The organism is Oerskovia sp. NPDC060338, assembly GCF_042726295.1.
GTDB classification, from domain to species: Bacteria; Actinomycetota; Actinomycetes; order Actinomycetales; family Cellulomonadaceae; genus Oerskovia; species Oerskovia merdavium.
In genome coordinates, this window is record NZ_JBHXCQ010000008.1 from 13,374 (window position 1) to 29,044 (window position 15,671).

Here is a 15,671-nt window from a genome sequence, read left to right on the forward strand (position 1 = left end):
GTGACGGTCCGCCCGCTCGCTGACGTCCCGGTCGCCCGGGACGTCAGCGAGGCGCGCGTCCTGCACGCCGGACGCATCTTCGACCTGCGCTCGGAGCAGGTCGACCTGGGTGAGGGCGGCGTGGTGACGCGTGAGTTCGTCGACCACCCCGGGGCCGTCGCGATCATCGCTCTCGACGAGGACGAGCGGGTCCTGCTGCTGCACCAGTACCGTCACCCGGTGCGGCGCGAGCTGTGGGAGCCGCCTGCCGGTCTGCTCGACGTGGACGGCGAGGACGCGCAGGCCGCGGCCGCGCGCGAGCTGCTCGAGGAGGCCGACCTGCGTGCCGCGCGCTGGGACGTCCTCGTGGACTACTACACGACCCCGGGCGGCAGCAACGAGGCGCTGCGGGTGTTCCTCGCGCGTGACTTCTCCGAGGTGCCCGCGGCCGAGCGCCACGCGCGCGAGGCCGAGGAGCTCGGCATGGAGCTGCGCTGGGTCCCGCTCGACGAGGCGGTGTCCGCGGTCCTGGCCGGGGACCTGCACAACCCGTCGGCCGTCGTCGGGATCCTGGCGGCCGCTGCCGCGCGCGCGACCGGCTGGTCGTCGTTGCGCCCGGCGGACAGCCCGTGGCCCGAGCGGCGCGGGGGAGACGCCCGCGCCTGAGCCGCGCACCGCGCAGCAGCACACGAGGGCCCGACGGCGTCACGCGCCGTCGGGCCCTCGTCGCACCCCGGCCCGCGTGAGCCCGCGGACCCGCGGACCGAAAGGTTTAGGTGCGTTGACCCCGTGCCTCGCCGGCCGCAGTGTCCAGGGGTGTCGCCCCGCATCACCGACGATGTGGGAGCGCTTCCACCCTGCGAGGACGACGCCGTCCCGCGGACGAGCGCAGCCGGCCCCGGCGCGACGCCACCCAGAGAGGTAGTCAGATGTCACGATCCCTCCGGCGGCACAGACGGGCAGCGGCCTCGACGGCCGGCGCCGCGCTGCTGTCGCTCCTCGCCCTGGCCGCGGTCCAGCCCGCGGGCGCGGCCCCCGCAGCCGAGCAGGCGCCCCGCGCGAGCACGGCGGTGAGCACCGCGACCGCCGCCCCGCGGGTGGCCGTGAGCTCCGAGTACGCCGAGCGCTTCCTCGAGATGTACGACGAGATCCACGACCCCGCCAACGGGTACTTCAGCCCGCAGGGCATCCCGTACCACTCGGTCGAGACCCTCATCGTCGAGGCTCCCGACCACGGGCACGAGACCACGTCCGAGGCGTACAGCTTCTGGCTCTGGCTCGAGGCCGCCTACGGCCGGGCCACCGCGGACTGGACGAGCTTCAACGACGCCTGGGCGACGATGGAGACGTACATGATCCCGCAGCACGAGGACCAGCCGACCAACTCGTTCTACAACCCCCAGAGCCCCGCGACCTATGCCGCGGAGTACGACCACCCGAGCAAGTACCCGGCCGCACTGAACAGCGGGGTCCGGTCCGGCGTCGACCCGCTCGCGAACGAGCTCAAGGCGACGTACGGGACCTCGGACGTCTACGGCATGCACTGGCTCGCGGACGTCGACAACACCTACGGGTTCGGCGCAGCGCCCGGCGCGGGCTGCCTCCTGGGTCCCGACGCCGAGGGCACGTCGTACATCAACACGTTCCAGCGCGGGACGCAGGAGTCGGTCTGGGAGACGGTCCCGCAGCCGTCGTGCGAGGACTTCTCGTTCGGCGGGACCAACGGCTTCCTCGACCTGTTCACCGGGGACTCGAGCTACGCCAAGCAGTGGAAGTACACCAACGCGTCGGACGCCGACGCGCGCGCGGTCGAGGCCGCCTACTGGGCGCACACCTGGGCGTCCGAGCAGGGGCAGCCCGAGGCCGTGGCCGCGACCGTCGCCAAGGCCGCGAAGATGGGCGACTACCTGCGCTACGCGATGTTCGACAAGTACTTCAAGCAGCCGGGCTGCACCTCGCCGAGCTGCCCTGCCGGGACGGGCAAGAACTCGGCGCACTACCTGATGTCCTGGTACTACGCGTGGGGCGGGGCTCTCGACCCGGCGGCCGGGTGGGCCTGGCGCATCGGGTCGAGCCACGCGCACTTCGGCTACCAGAACCCGATGGCCGCGTGGGCCCTGTCCACGTCCCCGGCCCTCGAGCCGCAGTCCCCGACCGCCGTCGACGACTGGTCCACGAGCCTCGAGCGTCAGCTCGAGTTCTACCAGTGGCTGCAGTCCGACGAGGGCGGGATCGCGGGCGGGGCGACCAACAGCTGGGGCGGCGCGTACGGCACGCCGCCGGCGGGTACGCCGACCTTCTACGGCATGGCCTACCAGGAGGCGCCCGTCTACAGCGACCCGCCCTCGAACCAGTGGTTCGGCATGCAGGTCTGGTCCATGGAGCGCGTCGCGCAGCTCTACTACGAGTCCGGCGACGCGCAGGCCAAGGCGCTGCTCGACAAGTGGGTCCCGTGGGCGATCGCCAACACGCACGCCACGGGCGGCGCCGACTGGGCCGTGCCCTCGACCCTGCGGTGGACCGGCGCGCCCGACGCGTGGGACGCCGCGAACCCGGGCGACAACTCGGGCCTGCACGTCGAGGTGATCTCGCACGGCCAGGACGTCGGCGTCGCCGCAGCCCTGGCCGGGACGCTGATCCACTACGCCGCGGCCGCGCACGACGACGAGGCCCAGGCCGTCGCCAAGTCCCTGCTCGACTCGATCTGGGAGCACAACCGTGACGACAAGGGGGTCTCGGCCGTCGAGGTGCGGGAGGACTACAAGCGTTTCGACGAGGTGCTGACCACCGCGACGGGCGACGGGGTCCACGTCCCCTCGGGCTGGCAGGGCACCATGCCCAACGGCGACGAGATCGAGCCCGGCGTGAGCTTCCTCGACCTGCGCAGCTTCTACCTCGACGACCCGGACTGGCCCAAGGTCCAGGCGTACCTCGACGGGGGCGAGGCGCCCGAGTTCCGCTACCACCGGTTCTGGGCGCAGTCAGCGGTCGCGGTGGCGCTCGCGAACTACGACCGCTTCTTCGGCGAGCCTGCCGGTGAGGACACCACGGCACCGACCGTCCCGACGGCGCTCGCCGTCGCGTCGACGACCTCGTCGAGCGCGACCCTCACGTGGACCTCGTCGACCGACGACGTGCGCGTCACGGGGTACGACGTCCTGCGCGACGGTGCCGTGGTCGGGACCGCGACCGGGACGATCTTCACCGACACGGGCCTGTCCCCGGCCACGGCGTACGTCTACACGGTCCGGGCGCGGGACGCGGCGGGCAACCTGTCCGCGCCGTCGAGCGCCGTGACGGCCACGACCCGGCCCCCCGCCGCCGACACGACCCCGCCCACCGTCCCCACGGGGCTGCGCGCCGGGACCGTGACGACGACGACCGTCCCGCTCACCTGGAACGCGTCGAGCGACGCGGTCGGCGTCACGGGGTACGACGTCTACCAGGGCGCGGTCAAGGTCGCGACGGTCACGGGCACGAGCCACACCGTCACGGGCCTGGTGCCCGCGACCGCGTACTCGTTCAGCGTCGCGGCCCGCGACGCCGCGGGGAACGTCTCGGCGCGCTCCGCGGCCGTCCCGGCGACCACGGCGCCCGTGGCGACCGGGGCGTGCACGGCGACCTACCGGACGGTCGGCTCGTGGTCGGGAGGCTTTCAGGGCGAGGTCACCGTGACCGCGGGCAACGCCGCCGTCACGGGCTGGACCGTGCGGTGGGACCTCGCCCCGGCCACGGTCAGCCAGCTCTGGGGGGCCTCGCACGCCACGACGGGCACGGTCGTCACGGCGAGCAACCTGTCGTGGAACGGCAGCCTGGCGGCCGGCAGCTCGACGTCGTTCGGGTTCATCGGAACGGGGGCCCCGCCGGCGAGCGCACCGGTCACGTGCGCCGCGCCGTGACCTGACGGTCGGGGGTGGCGCTCGTCCTGGGCGTCACCCCAGGAGGCACGACGAGGGCCCGACGGCGCGTACCGCCGTCGGGCCCTCGTCGCACCGCTGTGCGGTGCGCTTCCGCCGGACGAACGGCGGGCGCCCTGCTCAGCCCTTGACCGTGAACTCGCCCACGAGCAGGACCTCGTCGCGCGAGGACGGGCCGACGAGCAGCTCGAACGCACCGGGCTCCACGACGCGACGCCCCTGGGCGTCGACGAGCGTGCAGTCCGCCACGGCGACCGCGAGGTCGACCACGCGGGACTCGCCCGGTGCCACCTCGACCTGCCGGTAGGCCTTGAGCTCCTTCTCGGCCCACGTGACCGACGTGACCGTGTCACGGACGTAGACCTGCACGGTCTCGCGCGCGGGCCGCGAGCCCGTGTTGCTCACCGTGACCTGTGCCCGGACGGTGTCGTCGGGTCCGACCACGGTGTCGAGGACCGTGAGGTCCGCGTACTCGACCGTGGTGTAGCTCAGGCCCTCGCCGAACGCGAAGGGCGGACGCTGCGTGAGGTCGGCGTAGCGGGTGCCGTGCTGGCCGGGGAGCTGGTTGTAGAAGACCGGGAGCTGTCCCACGTGCTCGGCGAACGAGAGCGGCAGGCGCCCCGACGGCTCGATCAGGCCCAGGACGAGCTCGGCGACCGCGCGCCCACCGCGCATGCCGGGGTTCGCGGCCCACACGATCGCCGCGGCGTCGCGCGCCGAGGGCGGCAGGACGAGCGGCTTGGAGGCCACGACCACGACGACGAGCGGCGTGCCGGTCTCCGCGAGCGCGTCGAGCAGGGCGACCTGGGCGCCCACGAGGTCGAGCGTCGCGGTCGAGCGGCCCTCGCCGACCAGCTCGATGCGGTCCCCGACCACCGCGACGACGTAGTCCGCGTCGCGTGCCGCCGCGACGGCCTCCGCGATCGTCGCCGCGTCGGTCTCGGCGGGCTGGACCACCTGGGGGCGCGGCTGCCCGTCGGGGAAGAGCTCGCCCTCGGGGTCGGGGACGAGGGTGAGGATGTCGGCGCCGCGTGCGTGCGTGACCTCCCAGCCTGCCGGGACGTGCTCCCGGAAGCCGTCGAGGACGGTCTGGGTCATCTCGCGCGGGTGGCCGTCGGGCAGCCAGTCGACCTGGCCGGACGCCCCGGCCCAGTCGCCCTGCTGGGTGTGCGGGTCGTCGGCGTTGGGTCCGACGACCGCGATCCGCCGGGTCGGGGCGCCGGCACCCGCGGCGAGCGCACGACCGTCCGGGCCCGCGACGAGACCGCCGTCGAGGGGGAGCGTCCCGTCGTTCGTGAGCAGCACGAGCGAGCGGCGGGCGACCTCGAGGTTGAGGTCGGCGTGCTCGGCGGACCCGACGACCAGCGCCTGGCGCTCCTGGTCGGGGCGCCGGGGGTTCTCGAACAGGCCGAGCTCGAGCTTGAGGGTGAGGATGCGGGCGACCGCGGCGTCGAGCTGGGCCTCGTCGAGCAGTCCCTGGCGGACGGCCTCCTGGGCGCCCTCGAAGAACTGGGGCGTGGTCATGACCATGTCGTTCCCGGCCCGTACCGCGGCCGCGGCCGCGTGCGTGTGGTCGGGCTGGATGTGCTGCTCCCAGACCATGCGGCCGACGTTGTCCCAGTCCGTGACGAGGGTTCCGGTGTAGCCCCACTCGCCGCGCAGGACGTCGCTCAGCAGCCACTCGTTGACCGTGATCGGCACGCCGTCCATCGACTGATAGCCCAGCATGAAGGACCGGCAGCCCTCTCGGGCGACCCGCTCGAACGGCGGGAGGAACCACGAGCGGAGCTTGCGGCGAGAGATGTCGGCCTCGCTCGCGTCGCGTCCACCCTGGGTCTCGGAGTAGCCGGCGAAGTGCTTGGCTGTCGCGAGGATCGCGGTCGGGTCGTCGAGCCCGTCGCCCTGGTAGCCGCGGACCATCGCGGACGCGAGCTCGCCGATGAGGAACGGGTCCTCGCCGAACGTCTCGCTCACACGGCCCCAGCGCAGGTCGCGCGTGATGCACAGCACGGGGGAGAAGGTCCAGTGGATGCCCGTGGCCGCGACCTCGACCGCGGTGGCCCGGGCGACGCGCTCGAGGAGCTCGGGGCTCCAGGTCGCGGCCATGCCGAGCTGGGTCGGGTAGATCGTCGCGCCGTGCCAGAACGAGTGCCCGTGGATGCAGTCCTCGGCGATGAGCAGCGGGATCTGCAGGCGGGTGCTTGCGGTGAGCTCGTGCGCGAGGAGGGCGTTCTCGGGGGAGGTGTGCAGGATCGATCCGACGTGCACCTCGTTCACGAGCCGCTCGACGCCGTCGGCAGCGTTGAGCTGCATCATCTGCCCGACCTTCTCGGGGAGCGTCATGCGCCCGACGAGGTCGGCGACGCGCTCGGGAACGGGCCGCGAGGGGTCCTGGTAGGGCAGGCGGTCGGACATGTGCGGTGTCCCTTCGGAGACGGCGACGGTGACGTGGACGGAGCTGTCGAATCGATCCGAGGAGACGGCTCGTCGACGCTTCGAGAAAACCATACACTGCTAGGTAATTGTCGTGAGGACCGGGGGAGGGCAGTGAGGGTGAGTCGTGCGCGCCGGCCTGCGGCCTGCCCGGGGTCAGGGGCGCGGAAGCCCCAGCACGTCGTACAGCAGCGTGCTCAGGGGCCCGTCGAGGCTGGCCTCGTCGTCGACCATCCACTGCAGCTGCGCGCCGTCGGCCGTCGCGATGATCAGGCGCGCGATCGCGTCCGGATCCAGGTGGGACGGGAGCTCGCCGGCCTCCTGCCGCTCGACGACGTCGGCGCTCAGCGTCGCCCGCAGCCCCGCATAGCGGTGGGCCAGGACCTCGTGGGCCGGGTGCTCGCGGTCGCGCGCCGCGGCCGTCAGGGACACGAAGAGCTCGACGAGCCCCGGGCGCTCGGCGTTGCCGCGGACGTTCTCCGTGAGCGTGCGCGGCGCGTCGTGGTAGATGGGCCGGCCCGTCTGGTCGCGGCGGACGATCACCTGGGCCAGCAGGTCCTCGCGCGAGTCGAAGTAGTGCATGACCCCCGCGACGGTCAGGCCGCACCGCGCCGCGATGGTCCGCAGGCTCGTGCCGCGGTAGCCCTCGTCGGCGAAGACCTCGAGCGCGACGTCGAGGATCTCCTCGCGCTTGAGCCGTCCCTTTGCGTACACACCATCCCTCGCCACCCGACGATCCTATGCGGGACGAGCGCTGCCGACCGGTAGCGTCGGACGACCACCGAACGACCAGGAGAAGACGATGACGACCGAGCAGTACCGCACCGTCCGGGCGCGGATGAACACGGGCGAGCCCTACGTGGACTACGGCGAGGGCCTCGAGCAGCTCGAGGCCGAGCGGGTCGCCGGCAAGGAGCTCGCGTACGACTTCAACCACACGCGCCCGAGCCAGGTCGAGGAGCGCGGGCGGATCCTGCGCGAGCTGTTCGGGACCTTGGGCGAGGGGGTCTGGGTCGAGCCGCCGCTCAGCGTGTCCTACGGCTCGCACGTCCACGTGGGGAACCACGTCTACGTCAACTTCAACCTGGTGCTCGTCGACGACGCCGACATCCACATCGGCGACCGCGTCATGTTCGCCCCCAACGTCACCGTGAGCACCGCCGGCCACCCGGTCGACCCCGAGGCGCGCCGCGACGGGACCCAGTTCTCGCTGCCCGTGCGCATCGAGGACGACGTCTGGATCGGCTCGAACGTCGTCGTCCTGCCCGGGGTCACGATCGGTGCGGGCTCCGTCGTCGGGGCGGGCAGCGTCGTGACGCGCGACGTCCCGCCGCGCGTGGTCGCGGTCGGCTCGCCGTGCCGGGTGCTCCGTCCGGTCGACGAGAAGGACCGCGCCGCGGTCGCCGCGGGGCTGCCGGTCGACGGCGCCTGAGGGATCGCGCTCGAGCGCGAGGGGCCCGACGGCGTCGGGCCCCTCGCGTCCGCGGTGCCCCGGCAGCCCTTTCGCGGCGCGGTCGCGGCCTGGCCGCGGCGGGTCAGGCCCGGCCGGCGCGGCGCGTGTCGAGGACCTGGGAGGCGAGCACCACGACCAGCCCCGCCACCGGGACAACCAGGAGCCCTGCCCGGAGCGAGGCGTGGTCGGCGACGAGACCGACGAGCGGCGGCGAGAGCAGGAAGCCGATCCGCATGAGCCAGCTCACGACCGCCAGCCCTGTCCCCGGGCGCAGCCCGGGCAGCTCGTCGGCCCCGTGCATGGCGGCGGGGACCAGTGTCGCGATGCCGAGGCCCGCCGCGGCGAACCCGGCGATCGTGCCGGGCACGGTCGGGAAGGCCAGGGCCAGCCCCATGCCGAGCGCGACCAGGGCGCCACCCGAGCGGGCCACGGCACGCTGCCCGAACCGGTCGACCACGCGGTCTCCGACCAGGCGGCCGACGAACTGGGCGCCGGTCAGTGCGACGAAGCCGAACGCGGCGAGCGAGAGCGGGGCGCCCAGCGACTGCGAGAGGTAGACGGCCGCCCAGGTGCTGCCCGAGTCCTCCACGACCGATCCTGCCGCGGCGATGAGGACCAGGGCCGCGAGCGTGCCGACCCGCACGAGCAGGCCCGGGACGCGCGAGGGGTGCTCGGGCTCGACCGCCCCTGCGGCGCCGCGGGCGGTAGCGCCCTCGCCCGCACCTGCCGCGGTGCGGTCGCCGTCCTCGGGGCCGGGCAGCAGGAAGCGGTATCACGAGAGGGCGACGATCGCGAAGACGAGGGCCGAGAGGCCCAGGTGCAGCCCGCGCGACATGCCGATCGCGACGGCCCCGGCCCCCATGAGCCCACCCGTGACCGCGCCGATGCTCCACACCGCGTGGAACGAGTTGAGGATCGACCGGCCGTAGCGACGCTGGACCCGCAGGCCGTGGGCGTTCTGGGCGACGTCGGTGATCGCGTCCATGGCCCCGGCGAGCAGGAGCCCGACCGCGAGCAAGGTCCAGGTCGAGGACAGGCCCGCGGCCAGGACGCCCGTACCGGTCAGGACGGTGCCGGCCACCGCGACCCGCGACGAGCGCAGCCGCCGGATCAGGCCCCCTGCCGCGAGACCCGCGACGAGCGCCCCCGTGGGGAAGGCCGCGATCGCGAGCCCGTACTGCGCGTTGCTCAGCCCGAGCTCGGCCTTGATCGCGGGGTACTCGGGGAAGAGGTTGGCGAAGATCGCGCCGTTCGTGAAGAACAGGGTCGCGACGGCGACGCGGGCCCGTCGGAGGTCGTGGGGGGCCGCGCCGGCTCGGGCCGTGCGGGGGCGTGGTGGTGCCACGGTGGGGTCGGTCATGAGTGGGTGCTCTCTCGGGGTCGTGGGTCGGGCGAGGTGTCGGGGGCGGTGCGTGGCGACACCTCGCGCGGAGGGTGTCGGCGTCAGATACCGAGGACGTCGACCCCCGCCTGGCGGAGCCCGGCGACCGCGTCGGCAGGGGCCTCGGGATCGGTCACGAGGACGTCGAAGTCGGTCAGGGGGCACACGACCGCGAGCGCGGTGCGGGAGAACTTCGCGGCCTCCCCGACGAGGATCGTGCGGCGGGCGCTGGCCATCGCGGCACGCTTGGTCGCCGCCTCGACGTCGTCGTACGCGGTGACCCCGTCGACGACGGACAGGCCGCAACAGCTGATGATCGCGGTGTCGACGCGCAGCGAGCGCAGCGAGGCCTCGGTCAGGGGACCGACGAGCGAGCCCTCCCCGAACCGGGACGTGCCGCCGGGGACCTTGAGGGTGGTCGAGGCGCTCGCGGAGAGGACGTGAGCCGCGGGGATCGACAGGGGCACGACCGTCAGGCGGCGCCCGACGAGCGCGCGGGCGATCGCGAGCCCCGTGGTCCCGCTGTCGACGATCACGGCTTCGCCGTCGCTGAGCAGGTCGGCGACCGTCTGTGCGATCTGCTCCTTGGCCGAGGTCGACTCGATCTCGCGCAGTGCGAACGGCAGCTCCTCGCCGCGCAGGAGCAGGCTGACGGCGCCTCCGTGGACGCGACGCAGCGCTCCGGCGGCCGCGAGGGTGTCGAGGTCGCGGCGGACCGTGACCTCGGAGGTGTCGAGCTCGAGGGCCAGGTCGGCGACGTCCACGCGCTCGGTCTCACGGAGTCGTTGGACGATCCGCTGCTGTCTGGTGGTGGCACTGTCCATCGCTCAAACGTACACATTGCGGTTACGAATGCAAACGGCCGCTGTTCGTTTGAGGGGATCGTTCGTACCTGCCGACGGCTCGGCGAGACCGGTGAGGTCTGCGGCGCCCGCCCGACGACGTCGCTCACCCCGCGGGTGCTCGACACCCCTCCCGGGCGCGAGGTCCGTGCGCACTAGAGTGGGGCGGGTGTCCTCGTCGGTCCCGCGCCCCCGCGCCCTCGTCCTCGGGCCGGTGCTCGTCGAAGGTCGGGACGGGACGCTCGTCTCCCCGTCCAGCGCGCGTGCCCGTGCGCTCGTCGTCGCGCTCGTGCTCGCGCACGGCCGCACGGTGAGCACCGCAGCGCTCATCGACGACCTGTGGCCGGACACCCAGCCCACGGACCCCCGTGCCGCACTCCAGAGCCTCGTCTCCCGGACGCGCTCGACTCTCGCCGAGGGGCTGCTCACGTCCGGCCCCGGTGGCTACTCGTCGCTCGCCGCGAGTGACCTCGGCGCCGCACGGGACCTGACGCGCGCAGCAGCCGAGGCGCTCGCGGCGGGGGACCCCCGCGGGGCCGCCGGGTCGGCACGCGCGGCGCTCGGGCTGTGGCGCGGCGAGCCGGGCGACGACCTGCTCGACCTGGCGGGTACCGGGATCGGCGAGGACCTCGTCGCGACGGCCGGACGCCTCCGGGCCGAGGCCGAGCAGGCCTTGCTCGACGCGCTCCTCGCCGCAGGCGACCACCACGCCGCGGTCGGTTGGGCCGAGCGCGCCGTCGAGCGCGCTCCGCTCGACGAGGACGCCCACCTCGCGCTCCTGCGGGCCTACGCGGGTGCCGGCCGACCGGCCGACGCACTGCGTGCCTTCGGGGCTCTGCGGACCCGGCTCGCGACCGAGCTCGGAACCGACCCGCGCGCCGACCTGGTCGCGCTCAACACGCGGATCCTGCAGGCGCCCGAGACCGAGGCCGTGCCCACCGCCCGCCCGGCGCGGCGAGGCGCCGCGCTCGGGCTGCGGGCAGCACCCAACGCCCTGGTCGGACGAGAGGACGACGTCGCCGCGGTCCTCGACCTCCTGGAACGGTCCCGGCTCGTGACCGTGCTCGGTCCGGGAGGTATGGGCAAGACACGCGTGGTGCAGGAGGTCGCGCGCCGGTCCGTCGAGACGACGCCGCTCGTCGCGGTCGTCGAGCTCGCGAGCGTGCGCACCGGCGAGGACATCGGCCTCGCCCTCACCTCTGCGCTGGGCGTGCGCGACGTGACACGCAGCCCGCGCCTCGGCGACCAGGTCGCCCGGACCGAGGTGCACGAGCTCCTGGCCGACCGGCTCGGCGAGGTCGACACCCTCCTCGTGCTGGACAACTGCGAGCACGTCGTCGAGGCGGCCGCCCGGTGGGCGGCCGAGCTGATCGCCGTCGTCCCGGGGCTGAGGATCCTCACGACCAGCAGGTCCCCGCTCCTCGTCGGCGGGGAGCAGGTCTTCCCGCTCGACCCCTTGGCCACGACGTCACCCCCCGCCGCCCAGGACACCCAGGACGAGGCGACCCGCACGGACCCGGGACCGGCGGTCGAGCTCTTCCGCGAGCGCGCGCTGGCGGCCCGTCCCGGCGCCGACCTGCCGACAGACGTCCTGGAGCGGCTCTGCGCGCGGCTCGACGGGCTGCCGCTCGCGATCGAGCTCGCCGCGGCGCGGGTCCGTTCCCTGTCGGTCCAGGAGATCGAACGACGGCTCGACGCGCGGTTCGCCCTGCTCACGACCGGCGACCGCAGCGCCCCCGAGCGGCACCGGACCCTGCACGCCGTGATCGACTGGAGCTGGAACCTCCTGACCGCTGCGCAGCAGGCGCTGCTCCGACGCCTGTCGCTGCTGCCCGACGGGTTCGGGGTGCAGACCGCCCAGGCGGCCTCCGGCGTCGGGCTCGACGACGTCGAGGCGCTCGTCAACCAGTCGCTCCTGACCGTGACCGATGAGCCCCTGTCCCACACCGCCCGCTACCGCATGCTCGAGACCGTGCGCGAGTTCGGCGCCCTCGCGCTCGACGAGGCGGGCGAGCGCGAGATCGCCCAGGAGGCCACCTATCGCTGGGCCGTCGACCTCTCACGACGCGAGGTCGCGCGGCTCGAAGGACCGACGCAGGTCGCCGCGATGCTCACGCTGCGCCTCGAGCAGGAGAACCTCCTGCACGTGCTGCGGACGGCGCTCGCGGAGGACCGGGCCGACGTGGTCCTGCCCGTCTTCCACGCGCTCGGTCTGCACTGGAGCCTGCGCGGGGCGCACACCGAGGTCGTCGCTCTCGCACGCGACGTGCTCGGGGTCGTGGAGGGCTGGCAGGGCAGGCGCGTCCGCGGGGTCCACGACGAGCCTGACGACCAGCTCACGCAGGAGGCGGGGATCGTGCTGTTCCTGCTCACGGCATCGACCCCCAACGGCGACCCGGCGACGGGCGTGCGTGCCGCCGCGCGACTGCGTCGCCTGCACCGGGACTCCGACATCGGCCCGCGGGCGGCTGCGCTCACCGACCTCCTGACCGACGCCGGCGACCCCTTGGGCATGGGGCCGCGACTGGCCGCGCTCCATCACTCCGGCGACCCGTTCGTCGCCCTCGTCGCGCACCTGCTCAGCGCTCAGCTCGCGGAGAACCACGGGCGGCTGGGCGTCGCGATCGAGCAGGTCACGCACGCGCACGCGCTCGCGACCCAGGGGCAGGACACGTGGGGAGCCGCGACGTCGGCGCTCTTCCTCGCCCAGCTCGCGAGCGAGCAGGGCGACGCTCCCCGCGCCCTCGAGTGGGCCGCCCGGGCCCGTGAGGGACTCGGTCGGCTGCACGCCGACGAGGACCTGCGTCAGCTCGACTGGCTCGAGGCGACGAACCTCGTCCACGTCGGGCGCGCCGCCGAGGCCGAGCTGGTCTTCACCTCGCTCGTCGAGACCGACGACGACCCGGTGCCGTCCGGGCTGGGCGGCACCGCGCACGAGCTGCGCTCGATCGGCCACGCGGGGCTCGCCGAGATCGCCCTGACGCGCGGCGACCACGAGCTCGCGCTGCGCGAGCTCGAGCTCGCCAACGCGGTCTTCGGGGGCAGGGTCTCCCGTCGCTCACCCTGGTACACCATGTTCGCCGCCGGCTGGCTCTCGACCATGGTCCTGCCCGCTCCCGAGAGCGACGGGCCGTGGGAACCCGACCCGGTGCCGTCCCCCGAGGCTGAGCGCCTCGCGCGCGAGCTACGCGTGCGCATGGTCGCCTCCTACCGGGCGTCCTCGGCCTTCGTGGACTACCCGGTCCTGGGCACGGCCGCGATCGCGCTCGGCGCCTACCTGTGGGCCGCGCCGGGCCTGGGCCGCGTCGACGACGGGCTCGCGCTGCTCCACCTGGCCCACCGGATGGGGGCCCGGCAGGACGTGCCCGCGCTGCGCACGGCCCCGCACGACGCCTGGGCGCGCGCCCTGCACGGCGACGCCCGGGTCGACGAGGTGCGCGACGCCGTCGGGCAGCTGCCGTACGAGGACCTCCCGGCCCGGACGCTCGAGATCCTCCGCGCGGGTCCCTGGACGCGGCCCGCAGAGCCCCCGAGCCCCGGCGCCTGACCACCCCGGGGAGCAGGCACGACGACGGGCGGTACCCCCGGCGTTCGCCAGGGGTACCGCCCGTGCCGCCCGCGCAGGCTGTCAGGCCTTGCGCATGTACGCCCGTACCGTGAGCGGCGCGAAGACGGCGACGATGACCGCCGCGCCGACCAGCGAGATCACCGCGTCCGAGCCCAGCACGCCGTTGTTCGTCAGCTCACGGACCGCCGTCACCAGGTGCGAGACCGGGTTGACGTTCACGAAGCCCTGGAGCCAGCCCGGCATGGTGTCGGGCTGCACGAACGCGTTCGAGAGGAACGTGAGCGGGAACAGGACGATCATCGAGATCCCCTGGACGCTCGCCGCGGTCCGGGCGATCACGCCGAAGAACGCGAAGATCCAGCTCACGGCCCACGAGCACACGATCACGAGCAGGGCCGCCAGGACGACCGAGCCCAGGCCGCCCGCGGGGCGGTAGCCCATGACGTAGCCCATCGCGAACGTCAGGGTCGTCGCGATGCCGTACCGGACGGTGTCCGCGAGCAGCGCCCCCGACAGCGGCGCGATGCGTGCGATCGGCAGCGAGCGGAACCGGTCGAACACGCCCTTGTCCATGTCCTCACGGAGCTGGACGCCCGTCACGACCGACGTCGTGATGACGGTCTGGACGAGGATGCCGGGGATGATCGTCGGCAGGTAGCTCACGACGTCCCCGGCGATCGCTCCGCCGAAGATGTACGTGAACATGAGCGTGAACAGGATCGGCTGGACGGTCACGTCGACGAGCTGCTCGGGTGTCCGACGGATCTTGAGGATCCCGCGGTACGCCATGGTGAACGTGTTCCGGACCGTCTGCCCGAGGCTCGTGCGGTTCGTCAGGTCGCGGTCGGTCGCGGCCTGGATCTGCTCCCGGGGAGCGGTGAGGGTCGTGGTCATCGCAGGGCCGCCTCTCGCGTGGTCGTGGATGCGGGCGCGTCCGCGCCCGCGGGGCGCCCGTCACCGGGTTCCGCAGGGTCCTCCGACCCGACGCCGTGACCCGTGAGGGTCAGGAAGACCTCGTCGAGGCTCGGCTTGTCCATGCTGATCGAGTCGACCGCGATGCGGGCCTCGCGCAGCCTGACGAGGAGGTCGGTGACCTCGTCCGGTCCGGTCACCGGAACCGTGATGCGGCGGGCCTCGGGGGACGTGGTCGCGGCGACGCCGAACGTCGCCTCGACGATGTCGAGTGCCGACTCCAGGTCCGCGGCCGCGACCAGCCCGAGCTGGAGCGACTGGTTCCCGACCGCGTCCTTGAGCTCGTCGGCCGTGCCCTCGGCGACCACCCGGCCGCGGTCGATGACCGCGATCCGGTCGGCGAGCTGGTCGGCCTCGTCGAGGTACTGCGTCGTGAGCACGACGGTCGACCCCGTCGCGACGAGCTCACGGATCGTGTCCCACATCTGGGCGCGCGTGCGGGGGTCGAGGCCCGTGGTCGGCTCGTCGAGGAAGATCAGGGGCGGCTGGGCGATGAGGCTCGCCGCGAGGTCGAGACGCCGGCGCATGCCGCCGGAGAAGTTCTTGAGCGGCCGCGTCGCGGCCTCGGTGAGGCCGAAGGTCTCGAGCAGCTCGGCGGCCTTGCGCCGCGACTCTGCGCGTCCGAGGCCGAGCAGGCGCGAGAAGATCACGAGGTTCTCGGTCGCGCTGAGGGTCTCGTCGACCGACGCGTACTGGCCCGTGACGCCGATGAGCTGGCGCACGACCTGTGCCTCGCGGACGACGTCGTGCCCGAAGACGCGGGCCGCGCCGGCATCGGGGCGCAGGAGCGTGGCGAGCATGCTGATGGTGGTGGTCTTGCCGGCGCCGTTGGGGCCGAGCACGCCGTACACCGAGCCGGTGCGGATGTTCAGGTCGACGCCGTCGACCGCCCGGTTCTCGCCGAACGTCTTGACGAGGCCGTGCGCCTCGACCGCCCATTCGTGGGTCATGGATTCCTCCTGGTTGCTGGTGGGTCCAGCCTCCGGGAGGGGCCTGTCACGCCGGTGTCACGTCGCTGTCACGTCGCTGTCCGGGGAGGCGGCAGGACGGGAGAGGGCCGCCGTTCCCGCAGGAACGACGGCCCTCTCCACTCCTGCGGGCCGCGCGGCAGGTGGGCGGCGGCGGG

11 protein-coding genes are annotated in these 15,671 nt (G+C 73.7%); 4 read left to right on the forward strand and 7 right to left on the reverse strand.

All coding sequences use genetic code 11. From position 1 onward, the window contains the following. Positions 1 to 645: an NUDIX domain-containing protein gene (locus ACFWGN_RS10975; protein WP_377616877.1), complete on the forward strand. Its 645-nt coding sequence runs from the start codon at positions 1 to 3 to the stop codon at positions 643 to 645. Between the two features lie 263 nt (positions 646 to 908). After that, positions 909 to 3,878, forward strand: a complete 2,970-nt coding sequence (locus tag ACFWGN_RS10980) for a glycoside hydrolase family 48 protein (protein WP_377616878.1) — start codon at positions 909 to 911, stop codon at positions 3,876 to 3,878. 138 nt (positions 3,879 to 4,016) lie between these two features. On the opposite strand, the gene ACFWGN_RS10985 is transcribed toward ACFWGN_RS10980, so the two are convergent. Both ACFWGN_RS10985 and ACFWGN_RS10990 read right to left on the reverse strand, forming a co-directional pair. Next, a complete protein-coding gene (locus ACFWGN_RS10985) occupies positions 4,017 to 6,311 on the reverse strand; it encodes a glycoside hydrolase family 3 N-terminal domain-containing protein (protein ID WP_377616879.1) in 2,295 nt (764 codons plus the stop codon). A gap of 174 nt (positions 6,312 to 6,485) precedes the next feature. Continuing rightward, positions 6,486 to 7,058 (reverse strand): TetR/AcrR family transcriptional regulator, encoded by a 573-nt coding sequence (locus ACFWGN_RS10990; protein WP_191805901.1) that lies wholly within the window; start codon positions 7,056 to 7,058, stop codon positions 6,486 to 6,488. Positions 7,059 to 7,131: 73 nt separating this feature from the next. Between ACFWGN_RS10990 and ACFWGN_RS10995 the strand changes: the two genes are divergently transcribed. Continuing rightward, positions 7,132 to 7,761, forward strand: coding sequence for a sugar O-acetyltransferase (locus ACFWGN_RS10995; protein WP_191805900.1), 630 nt, complete (start codon positions 7,132 to 7,134; stop codon positions 7,759 to 7,761). 103 nt (positions 7,762 to 7,864) lie between these two features. Here ACFWGN_RS10995 and ACFWGN_RS11000 read toward each other — a convergent pair whose 3' ends face one another. The 3 genes from ACFWGN_RS11000 to ACFWGN_RS11010 form a co-directional block, all read right to left on the reverse strand. Continuing rightward, the gene (locus tag ACFWGN_RS11000; RefSeq protein WP_377616880.1) at positions 7,865 to 8,425 is read right to left on the reverse strand and encodes an MFS transporter; all 561 of its coding nucleotides are present in this window, start codon (positions 8,423 to 8,425) and stop codon (positions 7,865 to 7,867) included. Positions 8,426 to 8,554: 129 nt separating this feature from the next. Continuing rightward, positions 8,555 to 9,142: an MFS transporter gene (locus ACFWGN_RS11005; RefSeq protein WP_377616881.1), complete on the reverse strand. Its 588-nt coding sequence runs from the start codon at positions 9,140 to 9,142 to the stop codon at positions 8,555 to 8,557. Positions 9,143 to 9,225: 83 nt separating this feature from the next. Continuing rightward, positions 9,226 to 9,987 carry a DeoR/GlpR family DNA-binding transcription regulator gene (locus ACFWGN_RS11010; protein WP_377616882.1) on the reverse strand — a complete coding sequence of 254 codons (762 nt, stop codon included), beginning with the start codon at positions 9,985 to 9,987 and terminating at the stop codon, positions 9,226 to 9,228. 187 nt (positions 9,988 to 10,174) lie between these two features. Between ACFWGN_RS11010 and ACFWGN_RS11015 the strand changes: the two genes are divergently transcribed. Next, positions 10,175 to 13,552: a BTAD domain-containing putative transcriptional regulator gene (locus ACFWGN_RS11015; RefSeq protein WP_377616883.1), complete on the forward strand. Its 3,378-nt coding sequence runs from the start codon at positions 10,175 to 10,177 to the stop codon at positions 13,550 to 13,552. Positions 13,553 to 13,633: 81 nt separating this feature from the next. Here the strand turns inward: ACFWGN_RS11015 and ACFWGN_RS11020 are convergent, their stop codons facing one another. Both ACFWGN_RS11020 and ACFWGN_RS11025 read right to left on the reverse strand, forming a co-directional pair. Further along, positions 13,634 to 14,467: an ABC transporter permease gene (locus ACFWGN_RS11020; RefSeq protein ID WP_377616884.1), complete on the reverse strand. Its 834-nt coding sequence runs from the start codon at positions 14,465 to 14,467 to the stop codon at positions 13,634 to 13,636. Beyond that, entirely contained in the window at positions 14,464 to 15,495 is a 1,032-nt protein-coding gene (locus ACFWGN_RS11025; RefSeq protein ID WP_377616885.1) for an ATP-binding cassette domain-containing protein, read from the reverse strand. Before ACFWGN_RS11025 ends, ACFWGN_RS11020 begins: the two co-directional genes overlap by 4 nt. Positions 15,496 to 15,671 lie beyond the last annotated feature (176 nt).